This is a genomic window from Labrys sp. WJW (assembly GCF_001676615.1).
Taxonomy (GTDB): Bacteria; Pseudomonadota; Alphaproteobacteria; order Rhizobiales; family Labraceae; genus Labrys; species Labrys sedimenti.
Genome location: NZ_LYXZ01000039.1, coordinates 145,833 through 167,887 on the forward strand (window position 1 = coordinate 145,833; position 22,055 = coordinate 167,887).

Genomic DNA, 22,055 nt, shown 5'->3' on the forward strand with positions numbered 1-22,055 from the left:
CCAGTTCCTGCAACAAGCAAGAACTGGGTTAAGCCCATGCATGGCCGATGGCAAGATGCCGGCGATGGCCGACCTCCCGCCGCCGACCAGGCGCCGGCCTTCTATTCCGAGAGGAGCCGGCGCAGCAGATCCACTTCTTCGGCCAGGCCGGTGTCCTTACCGACCAGGCCCTCGATCTTTCGCACGGCATGCAGCACCGTGGTGTGGTCGCGCCCGCCGAAGCGACGGCCGATTTCGGGCAGGGAACGCGGCGTCAGCGATTTGGCGAGATACATCGCGACCTGGCGCGGCTTCACCACCGTGGCAGTGCGGCGCAGCGACAGGATGTCGGCCCGGCTGACATTGTAGTGCTTGGCCACGATACGCTGGATGTCCTCGATCTTGACCCGGCGCGGCTCCCGGTTCTTGACGAGATCGCGGATGGCGGCCTCGGCCGTCTCCAGCGACATGCCCGAGCCGGACAAAGCGGAGTGGGCGAGCAGGCGGTTGACGGCGCCGTCCAGGTCGCGGCCATTGGTGGTGACCTGGTGGGCGACATAGGCCACGACATTGTCGGGCACGTCGAAATTGGCGTGGTGGGCCCGGGCCGCCTCGATGCGGGCCTTCAGGATCTTGATGCGCAGTTCCTCGTCGAGCGCGCCGATCTCCACCACAAGGCCGCCCGACAGGCGCGAGCGCACCCGTTCGTCCAGGGTCTCCAGATCCGCCGGCGGCCGATCGGCCGCGACCACGACCTGCTTGCCGCCGTCGATCAGGGCGTTGAGGGTGTGGCAGAATTCCTGCTGGATCGACTTGCCGGCCAGGAACTGCAGGTCGTCGATGACGAGCAGGTCGATGGCGCGCAGCTTTTCCTTGAACTGGATGGCCGTCTGCGCCTTGAGGGCGGCGACGAAGCCATACATGAAGCGCTCGGCCGTAAGGTAGAGGGCGCGCTTGCCCTGGAGCTCGGACTGATGGGCGATGGCCTGGATCAGATGCGACTTGCCCAGGCCCACCGAGGCATGGATGAACAGCGGATTATAGGGCAGCGGATCGGCTGCGCCGGCCTTGGCGACCTGCAGGGCCGCGGCATGGGCGAGCGCGTTGGATCGGCCGATGAAATAGGCTTCGAACGACATGCGCCGGTCGAGCGGGGAACCGGCAAGGTCGTCCTCGCGTGCCGGCGTTTCCACCGCCCGCAGGAAGGGGACGGCCGGCTTGGCGGCCGCCGTCTCGCCGGCGGGCTTGGCGCATGGCGCAGCATCGCGCGCTGCCAGCGGGCGGGCCACGGCGGTGCGGACATTGAGCGCGATATGGCCCGTGCCCGGCAGTTCGGTCGACAGAAGGCCAAGGATCTTGTCGATGTAGTGCGCCTGGATCCAGCTGCGCAGGAAGCGGGTCGGTACCGACAGATTCACGGTGTCGTCGATGACGGCGTCGAGTTCCAGGCGGGCGAACCAGCTGGAAAACACGTCCTCGCCATATTCGGCGCGCAGGCGGCGCTTGACGCGATCCCAGGCCGCTGCCGGCTGGATTGCGCCATCGGCGACGGAGGAATCGGAATCCAGGCCGGAAACGGCTTTTGCGGTTTGGCTGGCAATGACTGACAGGCGTTCGCTCGAGGTCATAGGGCTATCGTCTGGCAAAATGAGTTCAAGAAACAGCTCCGGCCTTTTCCGGTCCTGGACCGGCGGCTGCAGAGCGCGAATTGGTTTTTTTAGGACTGGATCCAGGGCAAACCGGAGGCTTTCCAGCCTTCGACAATGCCACGATGCCGCGAAGCATCCATCGGGCCCTCGAAGCCCGCGGCTATGTTGCGAGCACCCTTCCAACCGGCAGCCAACATGGCCTGGGCGGCCGCGAGCGAACGAGCGCCCGAACGGCAGAGGAACAGGACGGGCTGGTCCTGTCCGACGCCACGGCGCTCGAGTTCGCGCTCGAGCTGGGAGACGAAATCGGTAGCGACTTCCATGCTGGGGTAGCGCTGCCACTCGGCGAGGACAGGTTCCTTGCCGAGCGCGGAGAGGTCGGGAACGCCAACGAACGACCATTCGGCCCGGGTACGGACATCGACAAGCTGTGCCTTAGGCTGCTGGCTGAGGAGCTCATAGGCTTCCTGCGCCGAAACGTCTCCCGCATAGTCATTCAACCACCCCGACGACATGACACCCCAATTCCGTCTTCTTCAGACTTCGTTCGTAATTATACACAACATGCCGTGTAACGCCGGCACGGGACGCTTCACCAGAAGGTCCATCTCATTATTGGTTTCGAAAGCAGCAATCGAATGCCGACGCTATTACCTTACTGTTTTCAAAACTATACGTAGCCATCAAAGCATACCTCACCGATGCCCCGGAATGGACGGACGTCCGCTCGCAATATCGGGAAGGAACCTACACATGACCCGTTCCGAGAAAAAACATACCGAACCGGCCCAGTCGGGTGCAACAGGCAAATCTCAATGATTCGTTAATGGCCCCTCAATGTTCCCGATTCGGACAGCAGGCGCTTTGACTGCCACAGCCGCAAGGTGTTGAGGAGTCGATGGAATCATGGAGGCGGCAAAATGACTCAAAAATATTCATTTCGGATGCGTAAAGATTGCGAGGCTTCGTAATTTGCCCGGCGCGTGCCGGGATGGCTGCCGGGCTACTTTTCTCTTATCCCATAAAGCTATGAAATATATGGAGAAATTTTGACCGACCACGGAGGGGTGATGGGCATCTCAGCCAAACCTTGAGTCAAGGGGAAAGATTGCCCAGTTCAGCGTTGTTAGTATTATGATACCTTAATTGTCGAATATTGTTACGTGACAATGACAATCATGGGTCGCGGTTTCCGGCGGCACTCCACCCGGAACAAATGTTTCCAGGACGCCGTCCACTGCGTTGTCTGGAACGTCGGTCAGGCAGGGACGGAGCCGGAACAATGTCGTGCGCTACCGGAAAGGGCCGCAGGTTCCGAGCGCGGTCCTTCCCTTCCGCCGGTAAAGCTCAACAAGAAAAACCCGGCCTTGCGGGCCGGGTTTCTTCACCTAAGGGAAATTAAATAAAGCGGCTTGATCGCCTGCCTCTATTCGACTTCCGCCGTTCGACTCAGGCGCTGAGCTTCTTCACGGCATGGGCCAGGCGCGACACCTTGCGCGACGCCGTGTTGGCCGGCAGCACGCCCTTCTGGGCAGCGCGCATGATTTCCGGCTCGGCGCTCTTCAGCGCGTCGGCAGCCTTGACCTGGTCGCCGGCAGCGACGGCGTCCTCGACATTGCGGATGAAGGTGCGCATACGCGAGCGGCGCGCCTTGTTCACTGCGGTGCGCACTTCGATCTTGCGCGTAGCCTTCTTGGCCGACTTCGTATTGGCCATGATCCCTGCCTGTTAAGCCGGCCGCATCCATAACGATCCCGAAAGATCGCCGAAAGGCCGTGCGTTGCCTGAAAATGATAAGCCGCGAGCGCTTCGGGCGCTCGCTATTGGAAGGCGGCTCTTTACATCCCAATGGCTTCGGCGTCAACGATGGACTTCACTGAAACAGCGAAATAACGGCCTGATGCAAGGGATTGGCCGGGTCGAGCAGCAATTTGACGGCAACCGAGCAGCACACCAGCACCAGGAGGGGCCTGATCACCCGCGCGCCCTGGCGCACCGCCATATAGGAGCCGGCCTGGGCCCCGAGGAACTGGCCCACGCCCATGACCAGGCCGACCACCCAGACGATCTTGCCTGCCAGGATGAACAGGATCAGCGAGGCGAAATTGGAGGTGAAGTTGAGGAGCTTGGTGTTGGCGGTGGCATGGATGACGCCATAGCCGCACAGCGCCACGAAGGCGAGCATGAAGAAGGAGCCGGTGCCCGGGCCGAACAGGCCGTCATAGAAGCCGATGAGCGGCGCCATGGTAAGGGTGAACAGGCCTGGGCTCATGCGGGCCTTGCCGTCCTCGATGCCGGCCTTGGGCGAGAAGCGGGAGGAGAAGGCGAAATAGAGCGCCATGGCGATCAGCAACACCGGCAGAGCCGCCGAGAGCAGTGACAGCGGTGCGACGCTGACGGCAGCCACGCCCAGGCAGGCGCCGAGCAAGGTCGTCACCACCATCCAGCGCGTCTGGTGAAAGTCGATATGGCCGCGCCGGGCAAAGGCGATCACCGCCGAGCCCGAACCGAAGCTCGACTGCAGCTTGTTGGTGGCGAGCGCCGCCACGGGGTCGAGCCCGGAGAGCAGCAGGGCAGGGATGGTCAAGAGGCCGCCGCCGCCGGCGAGGGCATCGACGAAGCCGGCCACCAGGCCGACGGCGCCCAGCATGGCGATGAGAGTCCAGGTCAATTCCACGAGCGAGGATCTTCCTTCCAAGAGGCCTGCAGCCGGCACGCTTGGAGGTCCGGAAGGCGGGAGAGCCTCCGGCTAGGCCATTGCAGGGCACTTGGCAAGGCATTCGCGCCGTTGGAAGCGGCGTCGGCAAGGACTCAGGGGGGTTGTCGGACGATCCGCTCTTGGAAACGCTACGCCTGCAGATAAGGAGAGCGGACGGGGACGTCCATAGGCGCTAAGATAAGGCGAGAGGCGCGAAGCCGGCCCCCCCTTCGCCCCGTTTCCGGGGAGAAGGTAAGGATGAGGGGCGGCGCGACCTCACAAACTGACGCCGTCCGTAGCCCCTCACCTCCATCCTCTCCCCGTAAACGGGGCGAGGAGGCTCATATGTCGAGCTCGATCTCCAACCGCCTCATCTCGCCCAAACCCTTATCTTAGCGCCTATGGACGGGGACATTCGCGCTCCCAGGAGTGGAGCCTATTCGGCCGCCTCGGCCAGGACGGGATTGAGAGTGGCGTCCTCGGCTTCGGCGCTTGCCGCGGCGAGGGCTTGGGGTTGGGCCGGAATGCCGGTCCACACCGTCGAGGCCGGGAGCGCCTCGCCCTTCATGATCAGCGTCAGCAGCTCGACCTGGGCGAAGGGGCCGATCTCGGTGTCGTAGAGCACGGTTGCTCCGGTGCCCACGGTGGCGCCCTCGCCGATGCGGATGCGGCCCACCTTCATAACCCGGTCCTCATAGAGGTGGGTCTGCGGGCAGGAACCCATGTTGAGCACGGCATGATCGCCGATCTCGGTGCAATCGAACTCGCAGATGTCGGTGGTGTTGATCCAGGTGCCCTTGCCGATCCTGGCGCCGAAGGGGCGCAGCAGCCAGGGCAGGAAGGGCGTGCCCCTGAGATAGTCGAGCAGCATCTTGCTGGCGAGGCCGCCATAGATCACCGCAACGCCTTCCGTGCGCATGGCCCACCAGGACCACATCGGCCGCATCATCGGCTTGTAGGTGCCGATCAGGAGCCATTTCACCGCGACGGCGGCCAGATACATCAGGCCGGAGATTGCCAGCCCGGCGACGAGGAAGATGCCGGTGGCGGCCAGCCAGGCGCCCTGCGAGATCACCGAGGCCAGGATGTCGGCGGTGATGTAGGCGGCGGCGATCAGCACCGCCGTCGGCAGCGAGGTGTGCAGCGTCTCGAACACCACACGCAGGAGCTTCATGCGGAAGGGAGGCGCATAGGTCGTGCCGGCGGCCGCCACCACCTTCTGGCGGGTCGGCATGGCGATGGGCGGGCTGCCGAGCCAGGTCTCGCCGCTACCCACCTTCAAGGAGTCGGGCAGACGCGACTTGATGCCGATCAAGGCATCGTCTTCGACCACCGAACCCTGCGACACCACCGAGGAATTGCCGAAGAAGCAGCGGTCGCCGGTCTTCAGGCGTTTGAGGATCATGCGGCCATTGCGGATTTCCTCGTCGCCGAAGATCGTCTCGTCGCCGATGAAATTGTCGCGGCCCATCTCGATCAGGTCGTAGCGCCCGGCAAAGCTGGCCGAGATCTCGGTGCCCTTGCCGATTTTGGCGCCCATCATGCGGTACCAGTTGCGCATGAACACGGTGGCGTAGAGCGAGTTGAGTGTCTCCAGCAGGGATTCGGTGGACAGGCCGATCACCCATTTGCGGAAATAGAGCGAACCGAAGATCGAGTAGGAACCCTCGCGCACCTTGGGCAGCAGCAGCCAGCGCAGGGCCACCATCACCGCCATCGAGACCACGATCAGCGCGAGCGCTGCCGGCCAGGCCGCGACCGCTACCAGGCTCCAGGACAGAGGCTGATCGGGATCGGCGCCGAACAGGGTTTCGACTTCCGAGAACAGCGAGAAGGCCGGGAAGATCGGCAGGAGGCCGATGACCAGGCACAAATTGTAGGCGATGAAATAGCCCACTGCCTGGGTGGCGCGGCCAAGGCGGCCGAGGCGGGGATGTTCCGCCGGGTCGTCCTGCTCGGCGGGGCCGATTTCGGCGGCCGGAGCGCCTTCCCAATGGGTGCCCGGCGCCACCATCGTGCCGGGCGGCAGGGCGGTGAGGTCGCCGATCTCCGCACCGTCGCCGATGACGACGTCGCCGCCGATCACGCTGCCATTGCCGATGCGCGCGCCGGCGCCGATCTCGATGCGCCCGACATGGACCTCGTTGCCGATCACCTCGACATTGGCGAGCTTGAGCTTGGTGCCGAGGCTCGCGCGGTCGCCGATGGTGACGAGGTCGATGGCACCCTCCTCGAAATCGTCGATCATGGCGTCATCGCCGATGCGGGCGCCGAGGGCACGCAGATAGATGCGGATCAGCGGCGAGCCCTTGAGGAATTTCGGCGTGGTCAGCTGCACGACGCGCTGCATCAGCCAGATGCGGAAATAATAGGCCCCCCAGAGCGGGTAGACGCCGGGCCTGGTACGGCCGATCACCAGCCATTTCAGGCCGATCACCGCCAGCTTGATGGCCAAGTTCAGGAAGACATAGACCCCGCACAGCACGGCAAGCTCGGTCAGGATGGAAGCATTGTCGCCCACCAGCAGCATGCTGGCGAGCAGCAGGCCGATCCATTGCACCGAGACGAGGGCGACGATGAAGGGCAGCGTCACGGCCTGGGCCAGGCCGCACAGGAAGCGCCGGGCGAGCGGCACCGGTTCGAAGCTGCGGTCCGGCGGCGGCGCGGCCGCTGCAGCAGCCGCGCTCTCGTCCAGGGCCTTGGCGAGGTTGCGCAGAGTGCGATGGGTATAGAGGTCGCGGATGGCGATGCCGGACAAAGCCGGCACGCGGCGAACCTCTGAGACGAAGCGCGCCGCCAGCAGCGAGTGGCCGCCGAGTTCGGTGAAGAAATCGGCCTCGAAGTCGACCGTCGGGGCGCGCAGCAAGTCCTGCGCCGCCTTGAGCAACTGGGCTTCGGTCCAGGAGCGCGGGGGCTCCTGCTCGCCGGCCGTGGCCTGGCGTTCCGGCACCGGCAGGGCGGAGAGGGCCTTGCGATCGACCTTGCCCGACGGCAGCACCGGCAGGGTGTCATGGAGCTGGAAGGCCGAAGGCAACATGTAGCGCGGGATCTTGGCAGCAAGGTCACGCTTGATGCGGTCGAGGTCAATCTCGCCCTGCGGCACCAGATGGGCGACCAGCGTATCGCCGGCCTCGCTCTGGTTGGCCGTCACCACCGCAGTGCGGATGGCGGGATCGGCGGCGAGCAGGCTTTCGATCTCGCCGAGCTCGATGCGATAGCCGCGGATCTTGACCTGGCTGTCGATGCGGCCCTGGAAGACGATCCGGCCATCCGGCTTGAGGCTTACCGCATCGCCCGTGCGGTAGAGCACCGGGTCGGAGCCGTCCAAGGCAAACGGATTGGCGATGAACTTGGCCGCCGTCATTTCCGGCAGGTTGAGATAGCCCATGGCGACGCCGGGGCCGCCCACCAGCAATTCGCCGGTCTCGCCGGGCGCCAGCAGGTTGAGCTGGTCGTCGACGACATAGGCGGTGTAATTGGGGATCGGGCGCCCGATCGTGACGTCGTCGCCGGCTTCCAGCTCGGTCGAGGTCGCCACCACCGTGGTCTCGGTGGGGCCATAGGTGTTGAGGAGCCGCCGGCCGGGCCGGGCGAAGCGGGCGACCAGAGCGGGCGGGCAGGCTTCGCCGCCCAGGATGATGGTGTTCAGCCCAGCGACGTCCCGGCTGAACATGGACAGCAGGGTCGGCACCGTGTCGATCACGGTGATGCCCTCGGCCTCGAGCATCTGGGGCAGGGCGTCGATGTCCTGCAGCACGGCGGCGCCGGCGATCTTCAGCGTGGCGCCGACCATATAGGGAATGAAGATCTCTTCGAGCGAGAGGTCGAAGGCGATCGAGGCCTGCTGGAGCACCACGTCATCAGCCGTGATGCGCAGGCGTTCGTTGCCGGCGCGCAGATAGTGGCAGATGTTGCGATGGGAAACCTTGATGCCCTTGGGCTTGCCGCTGGTGCCGGAGGTATAGATGGCATAGGCCGCATCGGTCAGCGCCGGCGCCTGGCCGGCGGGGACGTCGCGGCGCGGATCGGCCAGCAGCGTCTCGATCGTCACCGTCTCGGCCTCGACGGCGGCATATTTCTCGGCCTGCGGCGCATGCGAGATCAGAAGGCCCGCACCAGCGTCGACAAGGCTCGCCGTCACCCGCTCGGGCGGAATGTCGGCATCGAAGGGAATGAAGCTGGCGCCGGTCTTGATCAGGCCGAGCAATGCCACATGCAGGTCAATCGAGCGCTGGAACCAGAGGCCGACGAACATGCCGGCGCCGACGCCGCGACGGGAGAGAGCGGCCGCGACCCGATCGGAGCGCTCATCGAGCTCGCGATAGGTCAGGCGCTCTCCGCTGCCGATGGCACCGAGGGCCTGCTTGTCGGGAAAGGCCGCGGCGGACGCCTTGAAGATCGTCGCCAGGGTTTCGTCGCGGAGAAGGTCGGGACGCTGCTCGCCGCGAACCACGGCGAGGGGCCCGGCGGCATTTACTGGTACGGGAAAAGACAACACACGCGTAATCCTTCGGCCGGCGATTCGGATGGTGGCCAAAATCGTTTCCAGCTATTCTAGCGAGGTGCGCGTTGCGAGCGTCTGACAGCGCCTGCAAGCCAATTGCAAGCTTGGTTTCGGTAGACTGTGAAGCAAGACTATCGAAAGCAACCTGCAAGTGACCCAACAGTTGCGGAATACCCGGCGAGGCCCGTCGGGAGCCTTGCCAGCTATCCTGCTTAGGAGATTCATGACGGCTTTTAACGCCAGGTCTTTTAGCGTGAGGTCCAGCGCCTGTGCCGGACTGTTGCTGACAATCGCTTGCTTCATGCCGCCGCTTGAAGCGGCGATGGCCGGCCCTGCTCATCACGGCCAGCCCAGCGGCGTGTTGATCCGCCGCCCGGGGGCACATTCGTTCAAGGATATTTCGGCCGCGGTTGCCCGCGAGGTGCCGGGACGCATCCTGCGCGTGCGCGAACTGCGGCGCGGGGGGCGCCTGCTCTACATGGTCCGCGTTCTCAGACCGGACGGCAAGAGGCGCGACGTGCTCGTCGATGCGGTGACACTGGCCTTGGTCGATAAATAGGCCTAATGTCCGGCCCGGCTCGACGACCCGTTTCCTCGCCCGGCCGTGTCAGCCCATGAGATCCTAGCCCCGTACCATGCGCATCCTGGTCGCCGAAGACGAACGAGCCATCGTCGACGATATTCGTCGCAGTCTCGAAGCCCAGCAATATATCGTGGTGACGGTGTTCGACGGCGAGGAAGCCCTCTTTGCCGGCGAGAACGAGCATTTCGACCTGGTTATCCTCGACCTCGGCCTGCCCAAGCTTGATGGGCTGACGGTGCTCAGGCGCTGGCGCCTGGCGCGGCGCGGCATGCCCGTGCTCATCCTGACCGCGCGCGATGATTGGCGCGACAAGGTCGACGGCATGGATTCGGGGGCCGACGACTATTTGACCAAGCCCTTCCGCATGGAGGAACTGCTGGCGCGCGTCCGCGCCTTGGTCCGCCGCGCCTCCGGCCAGTCCTCCCCCGTGCTGTCGAACGGCGTGCTGGAACTCGACACGCGCCAGCGCGCCGTCTCCTTCTATGGCAGCCCGGTGCAGGTGACGCCGCTGGAATATCGCTTGCTTGCCTATCTCCTGCACAATGCCGGTACCGTGATGTCGCAGTCCCAGATCACGGATTCGATCTACGACCAGGACGTGGAACATGATTCCAATGCCCTCGAAGTCGTGGTCGCCCGTCTGAGGCGCAAACTCGACAACAGCGTGATCGAGACGCGCCGCGGCCAGGGCTACGTCATCCCGGCCGAGCCTCAGTGACCGTGACCTCCTTCTCCCTCAGGCGGCGCATGCTGCTCGGCTCGGTGGTGGCGATCGTCATCGCCACCATCCTGGCCGGCATCGGCATCGATGCCATCTCGGGCCTGGCGATCCGGGCGCTCGAACTGTCGGAGATCGAGGATGAGATGCGCCTCCTGCTCGGCAGCATCGAGGTCAATGCCTCCAACCAGCTCACCATCGACGAGGGGCCGCAGGATCCGCGCTTCGAATTGCCCAATGGCGGGCTCTATTGGCAGGTCGGGCGCGGCGGCAATGTCGAGCTGCGCTCGCAGTCGCTATGGGATCAGGGGCTGCCCTGGTTGCAGGCAACGGCGGCCAAGGGCGGCGGCAAGGTCAATGATCTCGTCGGGCCGAATGGCAGCCAGCTGCTGGCGGTCGAACGCTCGATCGTCATCTCGACCGCGAGCGGCGACCAGACCGTCAATGCCCTGATCGCGCTCGACAATGCCCAGCTCTCGCCGGTGAAATGGCGCTTCTTCTATGCGATGGCGCCCTCGCTCGCCGTGCTGATGGCGGCGCTGCTCGGGGCGGTGATCGCCTTCCTGCGCTACGGCTTCCGCCCGCTCGACAAGCTCAGCGTCGAATTGCTGTCGCTGCGCAGCCGTCCGGCCCGCAAGATCAGCGGGCGCTATCCCGACGAGATCCAGCCTTTGATCGACAATCTCAATGCGCTGATCGCTTCCCGAGAGGCGCAGCTCATCGAGGCGCGCAGCCGGGCCGGTGATCTCGCCCACGGCCTGAAGACGCCGCTTGCCGTGCTGGAAGCCACGGCGCGTTCCCTGGCCGATGGCGGGCAGGTGACCGCGGCCAATGCCATCCGCGACGAGGTCTGGCGCATGGATGCCCAGGTCAAGCGGACCCTGGCGGAGGCGCGGGCGAGTCTCGCAGCGGCGCAATTGTCCGGACGCGTCGATACCCATGCCGTGCTGTCCAAGCTGGTCTCGACCATGCACAAGCTCTCGCGCGACAAGGACATGAGGTTCGGCCTCGAGGCCCCGCAGGGCGTCGTGATCGCCATGGATGAGAGCGACTTCACCAATATTGCCGGCAACCTGCTGGACAATGCCCGCAAATGGGGAAACTCCCAGGCAAGGGTACGCCTGACGGCCGAGACGGCCTCGCCCGTGATTGTCCTGTCGATCGAGGATGACGGGCCCGGCCTGCCGCCCGATGCCGAAAAGTCATTCATCGAGCGGGGCAAGCGCCTCGATGAAAGCGTGCGCGGCACCGGCTTCGGCCTTGCCATCGCCAAGGACATCATCGAGGCCTATGGCGGCGAACTCCACATCGCCAGGTCGGGTCTTGGTGGCCTCGGCGTCGAAGTGCACCTGCCCAAGCGGTTGATCGTCACCGATGCGGGCGATGACGCCGCCGCCGGCGAAGGGCGACCCTCGGCCTGAGGCCCGGTTGTTGCTGCTCACAATGCGAGACGCATCACCTGGCGACGCGACCCGGCCTTGCCGGCGGGAAAGAAGCCGCGCCCTGCGAACAATTTGACGAAACCCATGAAACGGTAGCTGGGCGAGCCGGGATCGACCGGATAGGCTTCGACCGCCTGCGCGCCCTGGCCGCGGGAATAGGCGATGGCGCCATCGAGCAAGGCGCGGGACAGGCCGGCCTTGCGGTGGTCGCGTCGCACGAAGAAGCAGGTGATCGACCAGATGCCTGCCTCCCCGTCGTCCTGGTTGGGCGAGAGCCTGAGGAAGCTCTCGCGCGGAGCCACGGAGCACCAGCCGACGGGCTCGCTGTCGAGATAGCCGAGAAGCCCGATCGGCGTGCCGGTTCTGACCCGGTGGTGGAGCGCCTGCTTGCGGGCGGCGTTGTCGGCCGAACCCCGTTCTTCCATGGGGCGCCAGGCCATGCACCAGCAATATTTCGGCGCGCCCCAGCCTTCGAACAGCGCCTCGAAATCGGACCAATTGGCCGCGGTGACGGGCCGGGCAGCGAATGTCGGAGCGATCATCCCGGCTGCCCCCTGATTGTCCGCGGCGCTGGCTTCGCCCATGCCCGGATCCGTGCCGTCCAGTCTCCGGCATTTGGGGCGATGATGCCAGCCGTGATTTTGGATGCCGAGCCGGCGAACCGTCATATGGCTGTCACCTCGAAACGGCAGGGATAAAACGTGGCCTTATTTCTGCACAGCTGTGCAAGAGAGGTTGGCCCGTCAGTAAATCCGTTTTCGTACCGTGGGAGCGGATTCCAACCACTCAGGATCGAGCAGGCGATTGCGATGGAATGGCTCTGCGCTATTGACAGGAGTTTCGGGCAGAGCGAGCATTGCACAGCTGTGCAATCAGACATGGCGATGAGGAAACGAGAAGGGACGGCACCTCGGGCTGCAGGCATCCTGCCCGACCCGGGTTCTGCCCGCGGGAGGGTGTGCCATGAAGCCGAGTGACCAATCCCTGGCGATGGCTCCTTCGGCGCCGGCGCGGCAACCCTTGCTCGAGGTCGACAGGGCCTCGGTGCGGCTGGGCAATACCCAGGTCTTCGAAGATCTGAGCGTGACGGTGGGCGAAGGCGAATTCGTCGCCCTGCTCGGCTCGTCGGGCTGCGGCAAGACCTCGCTGCTGCGCACCATCGCCGGCTTCATCCGGCCGCGCTCGGGCGCCATCCGCGTACGGGGACGCGACATCACCGGCGAGCCGCCCGATCGGCGCGGCATGGCCCTGGTGTTCCAGACCTATGCGCTCTGGCCGCATATGACGGTGGCGCAGAATATCGGCTATGGCCTCAAGCTGCGCCGGCTGGGGCGCGGTGAGATCGCCGCCAAAGTCAGGGATATCACCGCCCTTCTCGGGCTTTCCGGGCTGGAGGAGCGCAAGCCGGCGGCGCTCTCCGGCGGCCAGCGCCAGCGCGTAGCACTCGGCCGGGCACTCGCCATCAGCCCCGACATCCTCTTGCTCGACGAGCCCCTCTCCAATCTCGACGCACGCATCCGCCTCACCGTGCGCCAGGAAATCAGCGCCCTGCAGCGCCGGCTCGGTATCACGGCCATCCATGTCACGCATGACCGCGAGGAGGCCATGGTGATGGCCGACCGTATCGTCATCCTCGATGCCGGCAGGATCGCGCAGATCGGCACGCCGGAGGAGGTCTACAACAAGCCAGCCTCCGCCTTCGTTGCTGCCTTCATGGGCGCCGAAAACAGGCTGAGGCTGCAGGCCCGGCCTGCAGACCCGGGCGAAAGCCTGCTGCAGGTGGTGTGCGAAGGTAGCACGTCCGCTCTTATCGCGCCTGGCCGTCCGGTCGCACCTGGTGCCTGCCTGGCCCATTTCCGCGCCGAGGCGGCGGAGCTGCATGCGGCCGCACCATTGGCAGGGCCGACGCGGGGCTTTCTCGTCCTGCCCGGCGAGGTCGGCCAGGTCAGTTTTCCCGGCGGGTTCTGGCGCCACGTCGTGGCCACCCCGGCCGGTTCCGTCGTCGTGGACGCGCCCAAGGCATGGCCCGCCGGTTCGAAGGTCAATGTTCATATCCCCGAGACAGGCCTGTTCGTCTTTCCGGACGCGCCAGGCTGAGCAGCAAGACAAGACAGGAGAGTTCGGATGAGACTGACAGCGTTATCCGCGGTCGCGGGGCTTCTTGCCGCCGCACTGCCCCTGGCAAGCACCGTCGCATCGGCGGAGGAGCTGACGGTGATCACGGCCGGCGACCAGAACATGGTCGACTACGTCAACAATTTCCTGGCGCCGGCCTTCGAGAAGCAGAATCCGGGCACGACGGTCCGCGTGGTCGGTACCGGCCCCGGTGATGCCGGCTCGCAGAAGATCGTCGAACGGCTCGATGCCCAGAAGAAGGCCGGCAAGGAGATCTATGACGTCGATGTCGCCGTCATCCACGAGAAGGTGGCGGGCAAGCTGGTCCAGGACGGGCTGCTCGACAAATATCGCGGCAATATCGACACCGGCAAGCTGGTGACGCGCACCAATGCCAAGCTGGCGCTTGGGGCCGATGTCGACGGCTATGTCATGCCGATGTTCAACAGCCAGACCGCCATCGCCTACAATCCGGACCTGGTGGCCAATCCACCCAAGACCTTCGACGAGCTGGTGGCCTGGACCGAGAAGAACCCCAAGCAGTTCGGCTATAACGGCATCAAGGGCGGTGCCTCCGGCGTCTCCTTCGTGATCAGCTGGATCTACAATTATGCCGGCGACGCCAAGGTCCTGCAGGAAGGTCCCTATGACGCCAATGAAAAGACCAAATGGGACGACGCCTTCGCCAAGCTCAAGGCCTTCAACAAGAATGTCGCGCTGACCCCCGGCAATGCCGGCACGCTCGACATGCTCAGCCGCGGCGAGATCGCCATGGGCGCGGTCTGGGTCGACATGTTCTATTCCTGGAAGGCCAATGGCCAATTGCCGCCCACCATGAAGCTGGTGCTGCCGGCGCCCGGCATGCCCGGCCAGCCGATGCATTACGTCATCCCGGAAAAGACCGCCCACAAGGCCCTGGCCGAGAAGTTCGTCGCGCTCGCCACCAGCCCCGAGGTCCAGGCCAACGGCATCGTCAAGCAGTTCAACTGGTATCCGGGCATCGATGCCAAATATGTCCAGGACAAGCTCGACCCGGCGATCTGGCAGAAGCTGTTCACCGACATCTCGCCCGACGATCTGGCCCAATACGGCAAGTCCTTCCCAATCGGGCCTTACTACGCCGATTTGCTCGAAGCCTATGAGAAGAAGGTGGCGGAGTAGGAGGCGACGTCGGCACCCCTCATCCGGCTGCCGCCACCTTCTCCCGCAAGGGGAGAAGGGGCCTGATTGGGAGTCGTGAAGCTCCTCGACCCAACCGAAAGAACGCCTTCTCCCCTTGCGGGAGAAGGTCCCGGCAGGGGGATGAGGGGAGTGGTCGCCACGCCATCATCCCCCTGCCGGATGCCCATCATCAGGATCTCCACCATGGCTCCTTCACGCACCGCTCCCTCCCTCGCCGGCCTCATGCTGGTGGCGCCGGCGCTCGCGGTGGTGATCCTGCTATTCGTCGTGCCGCTGGCAAGCTCGGTCACCGGATCCTTCGCCACGCCGGAGGGGCCGGGGCTCGGCAATTTCCGCAAGGCCTTCGAGCTCTACTGGACCGACATGGTCTTCTCGATGGTGATCATCCTGGTCTCCACCGCACTGATCGTGCTGATCGCCGTCGCCATCGCCGGCTATCTCACGCTCGGCTCCAATCCCTGGGCGGTTTCGGTCTTGCGCTGGCTCTATCGCTGGCCGCTCTTCGTGCCCTTCATCGTGGTCGGCCAGATCCTGCGCACCTTCCTGGCCAAGAACGGGCTGATGAACTCGCTCCTGATCAATGCCGAGCTGATCACGCCGCTGCAGGCGGTGAGCTTCCTCGACTGGCGGGGCATCGTGATCGCCTTCGTCTGGAAGCAGATGCCCTTCGTGACCTTGCTCACCGCCGGAGCCATGGCGTCGCTCGATCGCTCCACCATCGAGGCCGCGCGCAATCTCGGTGCCTCGCGCCTGCGCATCCTCCTGGAGATCGTGGTGCCCCAGGTCGCCTCCACCTTGCTGGTCGGTGCCGTGCTCAGCCTGGTGACGATGATGTCGGTGCTCTCCGTGCCGCTGATGATCAATGCGCAATCGCCCACCATGATTACCGCCGACATGGCCTTCCGCATCAATTCCTATGGCGATTATGGCGTCGCCAATGCACTCGGCCTGCTCTCGCTCGCCTTCACCGGGGCGGTGGCCTGGATCTATCTCCGGCAGACCATGAAGGAGAATGCGCGATGAGCAATACCGGTCACGCGCTTTCTGCCAGCACCTCGCAGGCAGAGCCTTGGCGGATCGACTGGCTGTGGATCCCGCGCGGCATCGGGCTCGGCCTCCTCGCCTTCGCCATCTTCGGCCCGCTCGCCAATCTCCTGTTGTGGACGGTGGCGGAGCGCTGGTATTTCCCGCACAGCCTGCCGCTGCAATATGGCTTTTCCTTCTGGCCGCGCGTTTTCGCCCCGCGCGGCGATGCCCTGGCCTCGCTCGGCACCAGCGTCTCCATCGCCCTGCTCACCGTGGCCTTGTCCCTCAGCCTTGCGGTTCCGGCCGGCTATGCGCTGGCGCGGCTGAGGTTGCCCTTCCGCGCCGCCATCCTCCTTCTGCTGCTCTTGCCGCAGGCCTTTCCAAACCTGCCCGTCTACGTCAACATCGCCCGGCTGTTCTACGAGATCGGCCTGAACGGCACGGTCCTCGGCGTGGTGCTCGTCCACACTACCCATGGCCTCGTCTATGCGGTGTGGATCGCCACAGCCTCCTTCTCCGCCGTGCCGGTGGACCTGGAGGAGGCCGCGCGCTCGATCGGCGCCAGCGGCCTGCGGGCCTTTCGCGATGTCGTACTGCCGCTCGCGGCGCCGGGCTTGATGGCGAGCGCCATCTTCGTCTTCCTGGAATCGCTGGACGAGTTCACCGGCACCTATTTCGTCGGCGCCCCCGACATCAAGACCATGCCGCTGCTGCTCTATACCGCCAGCGCCGGCGGCAACTACCAGATCGCCTCGATCACGGCCCTGGTGCTGCTGGTGCCTTCCATTGCCTTCATGTTTGTGGTCGAGCGCTTCCTCAGCGCCGACGTGCTGGCCAAGGTGGGGCGCTGAGATGGCGGAGAATATGCATTCCGTCTGGCTGATGCCGGCTCCCGAGGATGCGCTCGTGCTCGGCCGCATCGTTGCCGAGCTGGCCGAGACCTTTGCTACGCCGCGCTTCCAGCCGCATCTCACTTTGGTCGAGGACAGGCTTTGCAAGGAGGAGGAGCTGGCGCGCCAGCTTGAGGCTGTCGCCACCGGCATCGCGCCCTTCGCCGCCGATATCAGGGAAATCGGCACGAGTGATCTCTTCTTCCGAGCCTTTTATGCCCGCTTCGAGCGCGCGGGGCCTTTGCTCGAACTGAAGCAGCGGGCCATCGCCTCCATCGCCGCTTCCGCGATCGAGAGCTTCATGCCGCATGTCTCTCTGGCCTATGGCGTGCAGGGCGGGCTTCACCGGCAGGCGGCAGCGCGGCAAGTGGAGGAACGCCTGGCCAGGCGCGCCATCCGCTTCGATCGCATCGCGGTCGTCCGGTCGGCGCAGAGCATTCCGATCGAGGATTGGACCGTCAGGGCGACCATTCCGCTGGGTTGATTGGCCAATCCTGGAGAACGGGCAAGATACCCGTACCTCCGGAAGCTCGCTTTCCTTATTTCTGGCAGTGCCGGCACCAATAGGTCGAGCGCCCAGATTGCACCAGGCGCTCGATGCTGCCGCGGCAGTCCGGTGTCGGGCAGGCTTCGCCCTCGCGGTCATAGACGCGAAAACGATGCTGGAAATAGCCGAGCGAGCCGTCCGTATGCCTGTAGTCCTTGAGGGTCGAGCCGCCGGCCTCGACCGCTTCGGCCAGCACCTCGCGGATCACGCCGGAGAGGCGTTCCGCCTGCCCGTCGCTGAGCGTGCCCGCGGCCCGCTCGGGTGCGAGGCTGGCACGGTGCAGCGCCTCGCAGACATAGATGTTGCCGAGCCCGGCAATCAGGCCCTGGTCGAGTAAAGCGGCCTTGAGCGGCGCCATCTTGCCCGCGAACAGCCGGGCGATCGTTTCCCCGCTCAGTTCATTGCCGAGCGGCTCGATGCCCATGGCCTTGAAATGGCGTGAAGTTTCCAGCCCGACGCGTGGAACCAGATCCATGAAGCCGAAACGGCGCACATCGTTATAGGTGATGGTGAAACGATTGGAGAGACGGAAGACGACGTGGTCGTGCTTGGCATCCTCCTTGACCTCGTTTGCGAATTCGCCCGGCTCCTCCACGCCGCCATCCGGCGCCGTGATCAGGAAACGACCGGTCATGCCCAGATGCATCACCAGGACTTCGCCGGAAGAAAGATCCGCCAGGAGATATTTGGCGCGCCGCCCCATCGAGAGGATGGTCTGGCCGGCGAGGCGGCGGACGAAATCGGCGGGCAGCGGAAAGCGCAGATCCGGCCGCCTTGCCTCCACCTCGACGAAACTGGCACCCGTCATGGCCGGCTCCAGGCCGCGGCGGACGGTTTCGACTTCGGGCAGTTCGGGCATGATTCCTCCGGCGTAGGCTGAGGCAGACAGATAGGATGAAGCGCAGCCTTGCGCCAGATGCGGTTCACCTTGGCCTTGCGATGGTCTATAGCACCGGCAGACCTTGTCCGGAGTTCACCCGATGACCGCCAGCACCGACACCCATTTCGGCTTTTCCACCGTAAGGCTGGAAGAAAAGCAGGGGCTGGTGGACGATGTCTTCCACAAGGTGGCCGCGCGCTACGACCTGATGAACGACCTGATGTCGGGCGGGCTGCACCGGCTGTGGAAGGATGATCTGGTCAACATGCTCAACCCGCCGCGCCAGCGGCCCTTCCGCCATCTCGACGTGGCGGGCGGCACGGGCGACGTCGCCTTCCGCATCGTGAAGGCCGGCGGCCCGGATACCCACGTCACCGTGCTCGACATCAACGGCTCGATGCTGGAAGTCGGCCGCCAACGCGGTGAGGAGCGCGGCCTTGCCGGCCAGCTCGATTTCGTCGAGGCCAATGCCGAGGAACTGCCCCTCGAGGCGGGCACCTTCGACGGCTACACCATCGCCTTCGGCATCCGCAACGTGCCGCGCATCGACAAGGCGCTGGCCGAGGCCTATCGCGTGCTCAAGCGGGGCGGGCGCTTCCTCTGCCTTGAATTCTCCACCGTCGACATGCCCGGCCTCGACAAGATCTATGACCTCTATTCGTTCAAGCTGATCCCGCCGATCGGCCGCATGGTCACCGGCGATGCCGAGCCCTATCGCTATTTGGTCGAATCGATCCGCAACTTCCCCAAGCCCGCCGCCTTCTCGGCCATGATCCGCGAGGCCGGCTTCTCGCAGGTCAGCCACCGTTCGCTCACCGGCAACATCGTCGCCATCCATTCGGGCTGGAAGCTGTAGGCGAAAAGCACCTGCGATCTCGGGAACACGTCACCTGCCCGAAATTTATGCCTGCCCGCTGCGATTTTCGGTTGGCGAAGCAGGGTCCTTCGTTGTTCGATAGGCACAATCGAACAATGTGGGGGCGGGTTTGGCTGGAGCGGTCGATCTCTCGGCTTTGAAGGATGCTTTGGTGGTGCTCGGCACGGCCGGCGTGGTGGTGCCGCTCGTGCGTCGCCTGCATGTCAGCCCGGTGATCGGCTTCCTGGCTGCCGGTGCCGTGATGGGCCCGACCGGCGTCGGCGCGCTCTCCTCCTATGTGCCCTATATCGACTGGATCGCCATCAGCGAACGCGAAACCATCGCCCGCATCGCCGAGTTCGGCGTGGTGTTCCTGCTTTTCGTCATCGGGCTCGAGCTTTCGCTCGCCCGCCTGATGACCATGCGCCGCCTGGTCTTCGGCCTGGGCGGCCTGCAGGTCGTGGCTTCCACCGTCATAGTTGCCGTGCTCGCCCGCCTGGTACTGCCGTCCGAAGCCGCCCTGGTGGTCGCCGCGGGGCTAGCCCTGTCGTCCACCGCCATCGTGGTGGAGGTGCTGGCGGGGCAGAAACGCATGGCTTCGGCCACGGGGCGTGTCAATTTCGCCGTGCTGCTCCTGCAGGACCTCGCCGTGGTGCCCGTGCTGTTCCTGGTGGGAACGATGGGCGGGCACGCCGACCGCTCCGTGCTGGTCGGCCTCGGCTATGCCCTCGGCCTGGCAGTGCTCACTATCGCCGCCATCGTCGTCGCCGGGCATTTCCTGCTGCGGCCTTTGTTCCGCCTGGTCGCCAATCCGGAGAATCCGGAACTCTTCATCGCCGCCACTTTGTTCGTAGCGATCGGGGCCGGCGTGGCGGCGGCAAGCGAAGGGTTGTCCATGGCCCTCGGCGCCTTCATCGCCGGGCTGCTGCTGGCCGAGACCGAATATCGCCGCGCCATCGAGGCGACGATCGAGCCTTTCAAGAGCCTGCTGCTCGGCGTGTTCTTCTTCACCGTCGGCATGAGCGTCGATCTCGGCGTGGTGGTCAGCTATCCGCTACTGATCTTGGGCGCCGTGCTGGCGCTGGTGCTGGTCAAGGGCCTGTTGATCTTCGGCCTCTGCCGGCTCTACCGGCTGCCCAAGGCCGTCTCGATCGAAACCGCCTTCCTGCTGGCCTCGGCCGGCGAGTTCGCTTTCGTGGTGTTTACGCTCGCCACCCAGCTTTCCATCCTCACGGCGGAACAGTCCGCGTTGGTTGTGGCCATCGCATCTCTCTCGATGGCCTCGATCCCCCTGCTGGGCGTGCTCGGCCGTCGTATCGCCAAGCGCTACGAACTGGCGGTGCCGGTTGAGGCCGCGGCCCTGGAAGGACCGCCGGAGGACAAACAGCGCCGTGCCATCGTGGTGGGGTATGGCCGCGTCGGCCGCCTCGTGGCCGAAATGCTCGCTGAGCACAAGATCGCCTATCTCGCCGTGGATGCGAACGCCAAGGCGGTGGCGCGCTGGCGCGAAGACAAGAAGCCGGTCTTTTGGGGCGATGCCACCAACGCTGCCTTCCTCGAACGCTGCGGCCTCGCCGAAGCCTCGGCCCTGGTCGTCACCATCGACCAACCCCGCCAGATCGAGGCGGTGGTCACCACCGCGCGGGCGCTACGGCCGGATCTCGTCATCGTGGCGCGCTCGCGCGATGCCGATCACGCCAGCAAGCTCTACGCGCTGGGCGTCACCGATGCCGTGCCCGAGACGATCGAGGCGAGCCTGCAACTGTCCGAGGCAGCCCTTGCCGGTCTCGGTGTGCCGGCAGGGCCGGTGATCGCCTCCATCCATGAGCGGCGCGATGTCTTCCGCCGCGAACTGCAGACGGCGGCCGGGCGGGAAACCCACGCCGTGAAGCCCAAGCGCCCCCGCCGTTCGGCAGTCACCCCGTCCTAGAGCAAAGCGCGTTCAAGCGTGAACGCTTATTTGCTCTAGCTCTTTGATTCGACGCGTCTTTGCGATTCGAGGTGACTCCGTCAAATCGCAAAACGCTATAGACCTGGTCGCGACGGGGTGCCTTGTCATCGCCGGCACCTTCGGCGGCGCCGGGGATGACAAACTCGTTCCTTTCAAACGGGTGCTTCGAAACCTTCGTCAGCGCTTCAGGAATTCGGCGAATTTCTCGGCATAGTCCGGATGCCAGCGCGACAGAGGCGGGCGGTTCTCGATGATGTCGCCGGCAGCCCAGGCGATGCGGCGTTCGTCGAGTGAGCGCGGCACCTCGTTGTCGGGGCAGAGAATGTAGAAATCGCCGGCTTCCAGGCGTTCCAGCATGAAATCCACGGTCTGCTCCGGCGTCCAGGCTCCGGCCGGCTTGTCGGTGCGGCCCTTGGCGGCGAGCGGCGTGAAGACGAAGCCCGGGATCAGCAGATGGGCTGAGATCCGGCAGCCCTCGGTGTTGCGCAACTCGTGCTGCAGGGCTTCGGTGAAGGCCTTCACCGCCGCCTTCGAGACATTGTAGGCGGGATCGCCGGGCGGGGTAGTGATGCCCTGCTTGGAGCCGGTGTTGATGATGAGGCCGGGGCGTCCCCGCGCGATCATGCCGGGCGCAAAGATCTGGGTGCCCTGGATCACGCCCTTGAGATTGACCGAGAAGATGCGTTCCCAGGTCTGGTCCTCGCGGGCATCGAACAGTTTCGAGCCCGGCTGGATGCCGGCATTGTTCATCAGCACATCCGTGCCGCCGAAGCGCTCTTTTACTTTCCGCTGAAGGCCGAGCAGGGCCTCGACGTCGCTGACATCGGTGACCGAGGCGAGTACGGCCTGCCGTCCCCCTGGCGCGGCTGCCGCGATCTTCTCGGCGGCTGTCGCAAGTTTCTCCTCGCCGAGATCGGCGATGGCGACCTTGAGGCCGAGGGAGGCGAACTTGACGGCCGCGGCGAGACCGATGCCGCTGGCCCCGCCTGTCACGACGGCGACAGAGCCAGGCACGAGTGCTGGATGGGACATGGT

The 22,055-nt window shown here is 65.0% G+C and carries 18 protein-coding genes; 10 read left to right on the forward strand and 8 right to left on the reverse strand.

From position 1 onward, the window contains the following. Nucleotides 1-101 precede the first annotated feature (101 nt). The 5 genes from dnaA to BA190_RS23225 form a co-directional block, all read right to left on the reverse strand. The gene (dnaA, locus tag BA190_RS23205) at nucleotides 102-1,607 is read right to left on the reverse strand and encodes a chromosomal replication initiator protein DnaA (RefSeq protein ID WP_082979981.1); all 1,506 of its coding nucleotides are present in this window, start codon (nucleotides 1,605-1,607) and stop codon (nucleotides 102-104) included. Nucleotides 1,608-1,696: 89 nt separating this feature from the next. Next, nucleotides 1,697-2,143 (reverse strand): rhodanese-like domain-containing protein, encoded by a 447-nt coding sequence (locus tag BA190_RS23210; RefSeq protein WP_068292959.1) that lies wholly within the window; start codon nucleotides 2,141-2,143, stop codon nucleotides 1,697-1,699. Between the two features lie 934 nt (nucleotides 2,144-3,077). Next, on the reverse strand, nucleotides 3,078-3,344 hold the full coding sequence (gene rpsT / locus BA190_RS23215; RefSeq protein ID WP_068292962.1) for a 30S ribosomal protein S20: 267 nt from the start codon (nucleotides 3,342-3,344) through the stop codon (nucleotides 3,078-3,080). A gap of 157 nt (nucleotides 3,345-3,501) precedes the next feature. Beyond that, on the reverse strand, nucleotides 3,502-4,278 hold the full coding sequence (locus BA190_RS23220; RefSeq protein ID WP_068293162.1) for a TSUP family transporter: 777 nt from the start codon (nucleotides 4,276-4,278) through the stop codon (nucleotides 3,502-3,504). Nucleotides 4,279-4,762: 484 nt separating this feature from the next. Next, complete coding sequence (locus BA190_RS23225; protein WP_082979990.1) at nucleotides 4,763-8,824, reverse strand: Pls/PosA family non-ribosomal peptide synthetase; 4,062 nt, start codon at nucleotides 8,822-8,824, stop codon at nucleotides 4,763-4,765. Nucleotides 8,825-9,152: 328 nt separating this feature from the next. Here BA190_RS23225 and BA190_RS23230 point away from each other — a divergent pair, with 328 nt between their 5' ends. From BA190_RS23230 to BA190_RS23240, 3 genes are all read left to right on the forward strand, one after another. Further along, entirely contained in the window at nucleotides 9,153-9,389 is a 237-nt protein-coding gene (locus tag BA190_RS23230) for a PepSY domain-containing protein (RefSeq protein ID WP_068292964.1), read from the forward strand. A 76-nt stretch (nucleotides 9,390-9,465) separates the two neighbouring features. Beyond that, nucleotides 9,466-10,131 carry a response regulator transcription factor gene (locus BA190_RS23235; RefSeq protein WP_068292966.1) on the forward strand — a complete coding sequence of 222 codons (666 nt, stop codon included), beginning with the start codon at nucleotides 9,466-9,468 and terminating at the stop codon, nucleotides 10,129-10,131. Beyond that, a complete protein-coding gene (locus tag BA190_RS23240; protein WP_245314916.1) occupies nucleotides 10,128-11,552 on the forward strand; it encodes a sensor histidine kinase in 1,425 nt (474 codons plus the stop codon). The genes BA190_RS23235 and BA190_RS23240 overlap by 4 nt, the downstream gene beginning before the upstream one ends. Nucleotides 11,553-11,569: 17 nt before the next feature. Here BA190_RS23240 and BA190_RS23245 read toward each other — a convergent pair whose 3' ends face one another. After that, the gene (locus BA190_RS23245; protein WP_082979982.1) at nucleotides 11,570-12,241 is read right to left on the reverse strand and encodes a GNAT family N-acetyltransferase; all 672 of its coding nucleotides are present in this window, start codon (nucleotides 12,239-12,241) and stop codon (nucleotides 11,570-11,572) included. Nucleotides 12,242-12,536: 295 nt separating this feature from the next. Between BA190_RS23245 and BA190_RS23250 the strand changes: the two genes are divergently transcribed. The 5 genes from BA190_RS23250 to BA190_RS23270 all read left to right on the forward strand — a co-directional run bounded on the left by BA190_RS23250 (nucleotide 12,537) and on the right by BA190_RS23270 (nucleotide 17,270). Then, the gene (locus BA190_RS23250; protein ID WP_245314918.1) at nucleotides 12,537-13,670 is read left to right on the forward strand and encodes an ABC transporter ATP-binding protein; all 1,134 of its coding nucleotides are present in this window, start codon (nucleotides 12,537-12,539) and stop codon (nucleotides 13,668-13,670) included. Nucleotides 13,671-13,697: 27 nt separating this feature from the next. Further along, nucleotides 13,698-14,849 (forward strand): extracellular solute-binding protein, encoded by a 1,152-nt coding sequence (locus BA190_RS23255; protein WP_068292968.1) that lies wholly within the window; start codon nucleotides 13,698-13,700, stop codon nucleotides 14,847-14,849. Between the two features lie 204 nt (nucleotides 14,850-15,053). After that, nucleotides 15,054-15,893 carry an ABC transporter permease gene (locus BA190_RS23260; RefSeq protein ID WP_068293184.1) on the forward strand — a complete coding sequence of 280 codons (840 nt, stop codon included), beginning with the start codon at nucleotides 15,054-15,056 and terminating at the stop codon, nucleotides 15,891-15,893. After that, nucleotides 15,890-16,747, forward strand: a complete 858-nt coding sequence (locus BA190_RS23265; RefSeq protein WP_068292972.1) for an ABC transporter permease — start codon at nucleotides 15,890-15,892, stop codon at nucleotides 16,745-16,747. The genes BA190_RS23260 and BA190_RS23265 overlap by 4 nt, the downstream gene beginning before the upstream one ends. A gap of 1 nt (nucleotide 16,748) precedes the next feature. Then, nucleotides 16,749-17,270 carry a 2'-5' RNA ligase family protein gene (locus BA190_RS23270; RefSeq protein ID WP_068292975.1) on the forward strand — a complete coding sequence of 174 codons (522 nt, stop codon included), beginning with the start codon at nucleotides 16,749-16,751 and terminating at the stop codon, nucleotides 17,268-17,270. 55 nt (nucleotides 17,271-17,325) lie between these two features. Here BA190_RS23270 and mutM read toward each other — a convergent pair whose 3' ends face one another. Beyond that, nucleotides 17,326-18,192, reverse strand: a complete 867-nt coding sequence (mutM, locus tag BA190_RS23275) for a bifunctional DNA-formamidopyrimidine glycosylase/DNA-(apurinic or apyrimidinic site) lyase (protein WP_068292977.1) — start codon at nucleotides 18,190-18,192, stop codon at nucleotides 17,326-17,328. Nucleotides 18,193-18,313: 121 nt separating this feature from the next. Between mutM and ubiE the strand changes: the two genes are divergently transcribed. Continuing rightward, nucleotides 18,314-19,069, forward strand: coding sequence for a bifunctional demethylmenaquinone methyltransferase/2-methoxy-6-polyprenyl-1,4-benzoquinol methylase UbiE (gene ubiE, locus BA190_RS23280; protein WP_068292982.1), 756 nt, complete (start codon nucleotides 18,314-18,316; stop codon nucleotides 19,067-19,069). Between the two features lie 130 nt (nucleotides 19,070-19,199). After that, entirely contained in the window at nucleotides 19,200-20,999 is a 1,800-nt protein-coding gene (locus BA190_RS23285; RefSeq protein ID WP_068292985.1) for a cation:proton antiporter, read from the forward strand. 198 nt (nucleotides 21,000-21,197) lie between these two features. Here BA190_RS23285 and BA190_RS23290 read toward each other — a convergent pair whose 3' ends face one another. Then, on the reverse strand, nucleotides 21,198-22,052 hold the full coding sequence (locus tag BA190_RS23290) for an SDR family oxidoreductase (RefSeq protein WP_068292988.1): 855 nt from the start codon (nucleotides 22,050-22,052) through the stop codon (nucleotides 21,198-21,200). Nucleotides 22,053-22,055: the final 3 nt, after the last annotated feature.

What these genes read in the sequence shown, in the direction of transcription:
- dnaA (WP_082979981.1), bottom strand. Translation starts at nt 1,607, where the DNA reads ATGACCTCGAGCGAACGCCTGTCAGTCATTGCCAGCCAAACCGCAAAA.
- BA190_RS23210 (WP_068292959.1), bottom strand. Translation starts at nt 2,143, where the DNA reads ATGTCGTCGGGGTGGTTGAATGACTATGCGGGAGACGTTTCGGCGCAG.
- rpsT (WP_068292962.1), bottom strand. Translation starts at nt 3,344, where the DNA reads ATGGCCAATACGAAGTCGGCCAAGAAGGCTACGCGCAAGATCGAAGTG.
- BA190_RS23220 (WP_068293162.1), bottom strand. Translation starts at nt 4,278, where the DNA reads ATGCTGGGCGCCGTCGGCCTGGTGGCCGGCTTCGTCGATGCCCTCGCC.
- BA190_RS23230 (WP_068292964.1), top strand. Translation starts at nt 9,153, where the DNA reads ATGGCCGGCCCTGCTCATCACGGCCAGCCCAGCGGCGTGTTGATCCGC.
- BA190_RS23235 (WP_068292966.1), top strand. Translation starts at nt 9,466, where the DNA reads ATGCGCATCCTGGTCGCCGAAGACGAACGAGCCATCGTCGACGATATT.
- BA190_RS23245 (WP_082979982.1), bottom strand. Translation starts at nt 12,241, where the DNA reads ATGACGGTTCGCCGGCTCGGCATCCAAAATCACGGCTGGCATCATCGC.
- BA190_RS23250 (WP_245314918.1), top strand. Translation starts at nt 12,537, where the DNA reads ATGAAGCCGAGTGACCAATCCCTGGCGATGGCTCCTTCGGCGCCGGCG.
- BA190_RS23255 (WP_068292968.1), top strand. Translation starts at nt 13,698, where the DNA reads ATGAGACTGACAGCGTTATCCGCGGTCGCGGGGCTTCTTGCCGCCGCA.
- BA190_RS23260 (WP_068293184.1), top strand. Translation starts at nt 15,054, where the DNA reads ATGGCTCCTTCACGCACCGCTCCCTCCCTCGCCGGCCTCATGCTGGTG.
- BA190_RS23265 (WP_068292972.1), top strand. Translation starts at nt 15,890, where the DNA reads ATGAGCAATACCGGTCACGCGCTTTCTGCCAGCACCTCGCAGGCAGAG.
- BA190_RS23270 (WP_068292975.1), top strand. Translation starts at nt 16,749, where the DNA reads ATGGCGGAGAATATGCATTCCGTCTGGCTGATGCCGGCTCCCGAGGAT.
- mutM (WP_068292977.1), bottom strand. Translation starts at nt 18,192, where the DNA reads ATGCCCGAACTGCCCGAAGTCGAAACCGTCCGCCGCGGCCTGGAGCCG.
- ubiE (WP_068292982.1), top strand. Translation starts at nt 18,314, where the DNA reads ATGACCGCCAGCACCGACACCCATTTCGGCTTTTCCACCGTAAGGCTG.
- BA190_RS23290 (WP_068292988.1), bottom strand. Translation starts at nt 22,052, where the DNA reads ATGTCCCATCCAGCACTCGTGCCTGGCTCTGTCGCCGTCGTGACAGGC.